The sequence below is a fragment of the Peribacillus sp. SIMBA_075 genome, assembly GCF_046534585.1.
Genome location: NZ_JAWRYN010000053.1, coordinates 22,138 through 31,346 on the forward strand (window position 1 = coordinate 22,138; position 9,209 = coordinate 31,346).

General features: G+C 37.0%; 7 protein-coding genes and 2 pseudogenes. 2 read left to right on the plus strand and 7 right to left on the minus strand.

The window, feature by feature from the left end; translation table 11 throughout:
- Nucleotides 1–211: 211 nt before the first annotated feature.
- From SB775_RS24215 to SB775_RS24235, 5 genes and pseudogenes are all read right to left on the minus strand, one after another.
- A complete protein-coding gene (locus SB775_RS24215; protein ID WP_410863688.1) occupies nt 212–808 on the minus strand; it encodes a TetR/AcrR family transcriptional regulator in 597 nt (198 codons plus the stop codon).
- 232 nt (nt 809–1,040) lie between these two features.
- Nucleotides 1,041–2,058, minus strand: a pseudogene (locus SB775_RS24220) (IS3 family transposase).
- A 368-nt stretch (nt 2,059–2,426) separates the two neighbouring features.
- Nucleotides 2,427–4,235 carry an amidohydrolase gene (locus tag SB775_RS24225; RefSeq protein ID WP_410863690.1) on the minus strand — a complete coding sequence of 603 codons (1,809 nt, stop codon included), beginning with the start codon at nt 4,233–4,235 and terminating at the stop codon, nt 2,427–2,429.
- A gap of 1,055 nt (nt 4,236–5,290) precedes the next feature.
- Entirely contained in the window at nt 5,291–5,485 is a 195-nt protein-coding gene (locus tag SB775_RS24230) for a hypothetical protein (protein WP_410863692.1), read from the minus strand.
- 32 nt (nt 5,486–5,517) lie between these two features.
- Complete coding sequence (locus SB775_RS24235; RefSeq protein ID WP_410863703.1) at nt 5,518–5,982, minus strand: bleomycin resistance protein; 465 nt, start codon at nt 5,980–5,982, stop codon at nt 5,518–5,520.
- Nucleotides 5,983–6,105: 123 nt separating this feature from the next.
- Between SB775_RS24235 and SB775_RS24240 the strand changes: the two are divergent.
- A pseudogene (locus SB775_RS24240) lies at nt 6,106–6,891 on the plus strand (oligosaccharide flippase family protein).
- A gap of 23 nt (nt 6,892–6,914) precedes the next feature.
- Nucleotides 6,915–7,568 (plus strand): lipid II flippase MurJ, encoded by a 654-nt coding sequence (locus SB775_RS24245; protein ID WP_410863693.1) that lies wholly within the window; start codon nt 6,915–6,917, stop codon nt 7,566–7,568.
- Here the strand turns inward: SB775_RS24245 and SB775_RS24250 are convergent.
- Entirely contained in the window at nt 7,545–7,679 is a 135-nt protein-coding gene (locus SB775_RS24250; protein ID WP_410863694.1) for a DUF5131 family protein, read from the minus strand. The two genes, SB775_RS24245 and SB775_RS24250, sit on opposite strands and share 24 nt — an antisense overlap.
- A gap of 115 nt (nt 7,680–7,794) precedes the next feature.
- Nucleotides 7,795–8,763 (minus strand): hypothetical protein, encoded by a 969-nt coding sequence (locus tag SB775_RS24255; RefSeq protein WP_410863696.1) that lies wholly within the window; start codon nt 8,761–8,763, stop codon nt 7,795–7,797.
- Between the last annotated feature and the right edge of the window lie 446 nt (nt 8,764–9,209).

The window sequence follows — 9,209 nt, forward strand, 5'->3', positions numbered from 1 at the left end:
GGCTCACAGAAACGTGTACGGAAAGCTTATCGGAACGGTCAAGACTTACAGTTTCTTTCTTCTTGCCCATCGATGATCAGACGACATCCACTATGACAGCATCCTTGTCAGATTTCGTATTATCGCCTTCTAAGTATTATAGATAATTTGTGAGACTGATCGGTCTTTTTTAGAGTAAAAAAAAAGCCATCTCCGGCTTCTTTTTAGACTGCTAGGCACAGTTCTGAGCAAGAAACGATCTAAGATGATGCACAGCTCTTTTCATGTACTCTTGGCTCTTGTAAAGTTTGCTAAGTGCTAGCGCCCCCTCCAGCGTGGAGATTAACACGGTCGCCACAAACTCGGGATCCACTCCTTGTTTAACCTCCCCCTTCTTTATGCCTTCCTGAACAAGATTACAAACCATTCCGAGCAAGCCATCCATTGCTTCACGGACTTTTTCTTGAAGCAATGGGTCTGCGTCATCTGCTTCAATGGCAGCATTCATAATCGGGCAACCTCCCGGGAACAATTCTCTTTCAGCAATCCCCTCAAATACGGAAATAATGGAATGAAGGCGTTCCATGTATCCTTGTTTACCTGCCATTGCTTCAGAGAAAAAATGACTCATAGTGTCAATGGAAAAGGAGAAAGCGCTCAACATTATTTCCTCTTTATTTTCAAAATGGTTATAAATCCCTCCTTTTTGAAGACCAGTCTCGTGCATGATGTCGGATATAGAAGATGCCCTATATCCTTGGCTATTAAAAATTTTTGATGCTTTTTCTAAGATCAGGGCTTTAGTCTGTTCTCCCTTGCGATTAACCATGAATCTATTTGCCTCCTTTTGAAAAAGATTTACGAAATTTATAAGACCATTCGGTCCTTTTTATTGTACAATTAGGTAGTATCTTTGTAAAGTGCAAAAAATAACAGGGAAAATTTTTGATTAAAGTGGGTTACATCACATTGACTGAATAAAAGGAAGACAAGCAAAACAGACTTCCTACGTCCTAGCAAATATAAGTAGCAAATGCAAACAATGGTATGTCAACACTAAACTAGACAACTTTTTTAAGATGTTCAAGTTTGTAATCAATCGGACTTACATAACCCAGTGTCCCATGAATTCGTATGTGATTAAACCAGTGGACATAATCCTGTAATTCCCTTGTTAATTCTTCTAAACTATCAAAATGTTGACCTTTCACAAACTCCGTTTTGATGATTTTAAACGTTGCTTCAGCTACGGCATTGTCATATGGATAGCCCTTCATGCTTAAAGATCGTTGAATGTTAAAGGTATTTAAAGCATCATCCATGAGCTTATTTTTAAACTCAATCCCACGATCCCTATGGAAGATATTTGTCGAACTCTTTAATCGGGAAATCGTGGGCTTCAGTAAAGGAACAAACAAATATGCTTTTCTTGTCTATCGTGCATTCGCCTCCATCAAGGTTGACCTTCGTAAGATCCAGACCACTGTCATTTCTTCTTCCTGGTCGAACGCGCGGTTCAGTTCATTTTTCTGTTCGGATTTATTACATGATTTGGTATGAGGGTTAAATTAATTCTTCGTCTAGAAACGATGAGACCACGTTTCTTTAGTTCTACTTTGATTTTACGTGTTCTATAATTTTGACGGCTCGTATGGAAAATATCGATTATATCCGAAGTAATATCATCCTCTGTTGATCTTTCTTTCGCCTCATGATAATAGGTGCTTCTAGGGATTTGCAGGACTTTACACATTGCTGATATCGAGTATTTATGCGGATTATTCTTAATCACATTTACTTTCGTCCTAGTATCAGCGCGGCTTGCTTTAACATGTCATTTTCCATTTCGAGTTGCTTATTTCGCTTTCGGAGTTCCATGAGTTCCTTTTATTCATCGGTTAGATTGTCTTTTTCCTTAAAAGAACCCGAGTTCTGACTCTGACCCACCCACTTATCTAAAGAAGAAGAAGTCAGATCATACTCACGAATAATCTCTTTTCTTGACTTCCCATTTTGGTACAGCTGCACCATCTGTTGTTTGAACGCTTCGGTAAATGTTCGGCGTTCTCTTTTGGCCATGTAGCTTTTCCTCAAATGTAGTTTCTGTAGTCTACTTGACCTTAAAAATTCTGTCCAACTAAGTGTAGCCTATTCATTTATTTCCGCAGTTAATGTAAAGAGACAATAAAGTTATTTAATATAAAAACCTTAAACATGTATAACCCCGTTCTGATTATCAGACGGGGTTAAAATAAAGTTGTTAAATTTTAATGTAAAACACTTCACTGTACTTAAAAAAATAGAGTATTATTCATATAGATATCCACAAAGCACCGCAGAACGCTAACAATTAACAACCTATCCAATCGGATCAATGTACCACATCTATCCCAAAATCTTCGAGGAGTTTTGTAAAATATACAATCAATATATTTTAAGATTGATTTTTATTTTCCTTTGTAAACAATCTTTCCGTCAACAATAGTGTAGACCACTGGAGTTTCAGAGATGTCTTTTGGGTCAATTTTGGTAATATTCTTTTCAAGAACTACAAAATCAGCCTTATTGCCAACCTTAAGACTACCTAAGTCATTACGGAAAATCTGGTAAGCCACATTTTTTGTAAAAGACTGAACCATTTCCTCAACAGTGAGAGCCTGAGAAGAATTACGAACTAAATCGGAATCCTGTTCTTTTAGATATGGACTATTTCTAGTGACTCCAGTTTCTATAGCGTTAAGTGGACGGTAATCGGGAGTTGGAGAATAATCACTACTACTAGCAATAGTTACCCCGGTATCCCACATCTTTCGGGTTGGGTACATTGCCAGTGCACGCTTCTCACCTATCATTGACTTTTCCAACTCATAGTATTGATCCTTATAAAACCAGAAGGGTTGCATGCTTGCAATGACTCCCATTTCGGCCATACGGGTTATGTCACTATCTTGGATAGATGAAATATGAGTAATAGTATGACGGGAATCACGTTTACCGTTAGCTTTAATAGCCTTCTCAATGGAATTGAGACTCATTTTCACAGCTCCATCACCGATAGCGTGAAAATGCACCTGTATATCTTCTTTGTCCAATGTGGAAACCATATGATTAAATTCTTTAACCTCCCAATTCGCTTCACCATGGTGGTTATGTCCCATACCAGCGTTCTTTGTATATGGATCAACGAATAGTGCAGTCTTACCTTCGGTTACACCATCGGCAAACAGTTTTACGGTATTGATTTTCAGCAAATCGGAGTTGTACTTTTGACGAGCATCTAAAATCGTTTTTACAGCTTTTTCTGGCTGGGTCCCTGGATCGAAGGTAATTGCAGTCGCAACTCGCAAAGTCAATTTACCTTCTTTTTCTAGCTGATTCATTACTTTCAAACTCATTTCGCTACCGGACATGTTCATGATTCCAGTGATACCGAAACTATGCATTTCTTCCTGAATTGCTAAGAAAGCCTCTCTATACTGCTCCTCACTAATCTCAAACAAACTCCGTACATCAGCGAGCAAATCAGTTGCACCTTCACGTAATACTCCTCGGGGAGATCCGTCTGGATTACGTTCAATCATGCCACCTTTTGGAACCTCTGAATCCTTTGTATCTTTAGTAATATCTGCCATCTCAAGTGCCTTGGAGTTTACCCATACAGAATGGCCATCGATAGAATTAAGGATTACTGGAATATCGGAAACAACAGCATCCAAATCCTCTTTCTTTGGGCCTGGGTTTGTACCATCTGGTTGTTCATACTGTCCATTTAGCCATCCTGTACCTGTAATGATTTTGGCGTCAGGGTTGTTCTTTCTAAATTTAGCGACAGCCTGAATATATTCTTTATGACTTTTTAGTTTTGAAAGATCTACTGCAAATAGCTTAGAGATCCATAGGCCTGGAGGATGAATATGACCATCCATAAAGCCAGGGGAAACCATCTTACCTTTTAGGTCAATGACCTGTGTGTCGTCCCCAACATATTTTTCCACATCTTTGATACTTCCAATAAAGATGATTTCACCATCTTTGGATGCTATCGCTTCAGCTGTAGGTTTAGCTTCATCCACGGTATGTATAATACCGTTTTTAAGTACAAGTGTCGCCTTTTCCTTAGATGCCTCACTAGCTATTTCTTTATCTTTTTCCTCAGTTACGTCTGTTTGATTTGTACAAGCATTTAAAACTATCAACACAGGCAAAAGAATTGTAATCAAAAATGTAAATTTGGAATTACGTATGATACTGTTCAAAGTATTCACATCCTAATTTAATTATGTGCATTCACTATAGTTCTAACTATGTGCCAAGAATTTTATCGTATGAAAAAGAAAACAAGTATTGGTACTGATTTTTTCAATCAACTAAATAAATATCTCCTTTTAGATTAATATCTTTCATTTATCAGATTAGTAGAATAGAAAATGAAAGAAAAAATTATTTTATCATTCAGATAGAGTCCTATTCCAGTTCCTGAGAAATATTTTCAATAACCAGTTCATCCTTCATTTTTTATCTCTGATGATGACACTTCTTTTAGACAAATCTTTCAACATCAAAAGGTATTTGTTATTTTGTCTTAATAGTGCATGATCAGTTTTGAAGCCAACATTTGAAAAGTGAAAGCGCCTTCACGTTACTCCAAGTCATTTACGCTCTTGTTCCAAAAACATAATTCACGTCCATTTTCTTAGATCTAACTGAAAAACTTCTTTTTCCTCTCGCTGTTCCATAACAACTGATTGATAATCGGGACATTTCTTCATTTTTATCGCGAATGAAGCAGGCGATACTTGAAAAATAAACATCAGCCTTTTTGTTGTGTATTCATATTAATTCCTCCTCTCAATAATTAAAATTGGTGAATTTTCAAGGATTCTTGAAGAGCAAGTCCTGACATTTAGGTTAAGTGCAAATTTTATGCCAATTGCAAGTAATTAGAATAATAATATAATTATCAAGGGTTTCTCTTAAAATAACATTCCGGATGGAAACAATTATCTCCCAAAATAGGGATATATTTAATTCAAAACTTCATAATTTATGCAATTCAAAGTAGAAATTTGCACCATTCCAATTTTTCAGTGATTTCTTCATTTTGGCGTACCACCAACATTTTGCGGAAAACATACGCTAAGGGTATTTTCCTGACGGTATCCCTACCATAAACACAGATTGATAGATTGATAAATCTACCCTAATGGTTTTTAACACATAATATACTTTCTTGTTCCTATATACGATTAGTGCCATAAGGACAGCCGCCAATTGGCGACCTTCTTATGGCACTAACGCCCGTTTGTTGAATTTAATCTTTTTTACCTTGATTGACCTTAATTAATTCATCAAGCTTCTCATTTCTTTCTCGGTCTAATTTTGTTTTTTCATTCATGAACTTAATTACCTTAATTACAAAATAAATGGAAAAGCCAGTAATAACTAAACAAAAAATAATGGGTAAAAAAGCTATAAGAGCAAATAATCCATCTCCACCATTAATCATTTCAAACCTCCAAAGCTATTAAATTATTAATATTATACATTTTCTCTTTCCTCCAAGGTTTGGACGAACCTTAATAAATATCCGTCTGGGTCCATAATTAAAAATTCTTTTTGTCCCTTTAATTTATTATTCGCCCTATACCAATTCTCCTGAATTTCTATCTTAATCGGATACTCATACATTCTTAGACTCTTATATATTTCGTTAATATCACTTACCGTTATTTGAAAGTTAATTCCCCTCCCAAAAGGATATGTTAACTCCGCAGTCTGCCAATAGCCATTTATCTCTTCAATCATAATTTGACAGTCATTTAGTGATAGCATAGCGAACTTATCTTCTGGACGTTGGTACTCTAACTTAAACGAGAGAATGTTTAAATAAAAATTTAGACTTTTATTTATATCTGAAACTGATAGCTCTGGTACTAATGTATTTAGTTTAACATCATATCTTTCTCCATTTCTAATCTGTAATATATGTACCCTACCCTTTATTCTATATCATTCCTTTCTGCTAAAAAAAAGAAGCTAGTTTTACCTTTATCATGCATATATTCATATATGGACAAGGTAGAGGGTGAATAATTGATGACTAAACAATCTCTTTTTAAAGGAACTATGATTTTAACAGTTGCCGCATTCATTACAAAGATATTGGGATTTGCCAACGGAATAGTGTTAGCAAATGTAATAGGTCTTGAAGGTGTCGGTCTTATCATGATGGCAATGCCTGTTACTGGTCTTTTAATTACATGAACTACGTTAGGACTTCCCATAGCTATATCTAAACTGGTTGCTGAAGCCGAAATAAAGGGAAACTATAGACGTGTAAAAAAAATCCTGATTGTATCATTAGTAACTACTAGCTTATTAGGATTAGTTTTAATGATTATTGCAATTTTCGGTGCTAAGGCATTATCTTCACATTTCTTAACAGATCAAAGAGCTTATTATTCTTTACTTGCCGTGATACCGATAGTTCCTATTGTGGCAGTTTCTTCAGTCATAAAAGGATATTTCCGTGGCAAACAAAACATGACGCCAATTGCGCTATCCCAAGCAATTGAGCAAGTTGTTAGAATTGGGCTTATATTTTTTCTAGTTCAGTGGCTACTTCCTTATGGAATCGAATATGCTGCAGCTGGGGCAATTCTTTGTGGCATTATTGGGGAGGGATTTTCTCTACTATATTTATTCTCTGTATTTAAATGGTCAAAACATAAAAAATTCAAATTACACCATTCCTTTATAAAACAGATCAGAAAAGGTAAGGAAATTTTCTTCGATTTACTTAAAACTGGACTTCCGACAACTGGAAACGGCTTAATACAATCTTTGATAGGAATTATTCAGCCCATTCTGATTACACAAAGTTTGGCTCTGGCCGGTTTGGAACGGCTTTAGCTACCAAACAATATGGTATTGTGATGGGGTATGCTATACCTTTAATGCTTCTTCCGGGTTTTGTAACTAATTCTTTATCAATAGCTTTAGTACCAGCTATTAGTGAATCGAAAGAGAATAATAATCATCTTCTTATGAAGAAAAGAATTCAACAAGCTGTTAACATAGCTTTGATTGTAGGCGTTCCATGGACAATCATTTTGTACGTTTTTGCAGAGCCTTTAACGACACTGATATATAAGTCACCAGAAGCAGGTACTTTTCTTAAAATCATGGGGCCATTCTTTCTATTACACTACTTTCGTACTCCCTTTCAAGCAGTACTGATTGGTTTAGGAAAAGCAAATACTGTCATGATAAATAATTTAGTGGCTTCTATAATATCCCTAATTTCTATAGTGTTTCTTGCTTCCAACCCTGAATTGGGGATTTATGGAGTCGCCCTATCTTTAAATATTGGATTGACCTTAGGTACATCCCTTCATTTCTTTTCAATTAAAAAATTAATTGGGTTTAATTTAAATTTAATCGATACTATCAAAGTTATTTTATCCGGTATTATTATGGGGTACGGTGGATTAATTACACTTAAATATATTGAAAATGAGACTACTAATTTAATCGTGATATTGGTTATATCTTTAATGATTTCCTTAAGATACATCTTCATTCTCTAAACTTATTCCTATCCAAATATTATGTGTCCAATCTAAGGGTTCAGCCAATTCACTTAGTCGTTTAGAACGTTTCGTTAGTATTTGATAAGTATTATGTGGCGTTTCATTCATTGTTTTAAAGACTCTCTGTATAAAATCCAGCAGAACCTCCAATCCGACATGGAATTGGGCAGTTTTTTTATTTTATGTTTTTCTCTTTTTATAAATATAATTCAATATTAGGACATTAATTCCTTCTAGAACTGCGCATTGCTCTCCGGCGGTCGTGCAGTACCATCAGGATAATTATTCCCATCATCACTCCCAAGACGCTACTTAACTCGGTGGTTAGTACATATGCAAGCGGGTACTCTAGAGCAGGTTGTGCATCGGGGCGAATGGCGGACAAGCGGTTAAAGAGGTTATGAGAAAACAGCATTCCCGACGAGATCCATGCTGCTGCCATAGGAGGGAGGAACCTCTTCGACCCGCGGCGGGTGGTCAGTACCAACAAACCCCATGCCCCCGCGAAGGCCCACACACCGGTACTCAACGACAATAGGTGCCACCATATATCGCGGTTATCCAACATAGCTGGGTTGATGCCAATAGTTCCACCAACCGCCCAGAATAGCTTAATAAATCCAAGCAGGATACAGCCAGCCGCGACAAGCCTAGCCAAGGTGATATGCAGTTTCTGGCTGTTGCCCGGGAGTAATTCAATGTCGATTGGATCAGCAAATGCCTCTGGCCAACGCGCTTTAGCGTATCCAGCTAAGGCGAAAGGTAGGCAGATGCCGACTCCAACCAGTGAGACCATTACGAAAATCTGCTCATATACCCAAACGTTGACAGCTCCTGCCTGCTGATCGCGTATCATAGCAGCAGGACCAAGCACAGGTGCTAGCAACAGCATAGGAATAAGTAAACCAGTACCTACCCAGACGGGCAAGGCAACCAACCAGGCGGGCAGTCGCTCACCCCATGTCATGCTAAACGCCAATGCTAACAGGATACCAACTGCAGCTAGAACCATTGTTACTGCGTTTGCAGCGCGCCAACTTGGGTCGCCCATTTGTTCGGTCGGCATGAAGAGACCGAACGTCCAGGCGATTTTGATTAACAGATAAGGCATTAACGCTATAGCGGCACCATAACCCCAAAATCTACGCTTCTTCATCAAATGTGAAATTGGCTGCTTTTTCATTACTGTCATGAGGTCACCTCAGCTGCCAGACCAGTGAGTTCGTAAATCTCTACCTCTACAATGAACAGAGCGCTTCCATTTAAACTCTCATGTTTATTTCTATTTATAACTATAAATAAACACCCCTTAAGAATTATTATTTAAACTGTTTTAGTTTTAATGAAATATAGGACTTTTCACGAAGATAATCATTCCCCCCCATTACACTCACCGTCAATACCCTAAAAACTGCTCTGCTCGCTTTAACTTTAACATAATATTCCAACAAGGAATCCCTTATTCTAAAAAATTGACACAAGAAGATCGCCTTCATTGACGACCTTCTTGTGTCAATAACTAATATGCCATTACTATTATTTAAATTGGATTATTCTTTTTATAAAAGGCTCTTTTCGTAAAGATTGTTGTTTTTAAAACGAAACTATTTAAGGTTGATTGGAGCGGAAGTGCGAGAC

Bases quoted from the DNA above. Each gene is read 5' to 3' on its own strand.
- SB775_RS24230 (WP_410863692.1), bottom strand. From the start codon at position 5,485: ATGATTAATGGTGGAGATGGATTATTTGCTCTTATAGCTTTTTTACCC.
- SB775_RS24245 (WP_410863693.1), top strand. From the start codon at position 6,915: ATGGGGTATGCTATACCTTTAATGCTTCTTCCGGGTTTTGTAACTAAT.
- SB775_RS24215 (WP_410863688.1), bottom strand. From the start codon at position 808: ATGGTTAATCGCAAGGGAGAACAGACTAAAGCCCTGATCTTAGAAAAA.
- SB775_RS24250 (WP_410863694.1), bottom strand. From the start codon at position 7,679: ATGAATGAAACGCCACATAATACTTATCAAATACTAACGAAACGTTCT.
- SB775_RS24255 (WP_410863696.1), bottom strand. From the start codon at position 8,763: ATGACAGTAATGAAAAAGCAGCCAATTTCACATTTGATGAAGAAGCGT.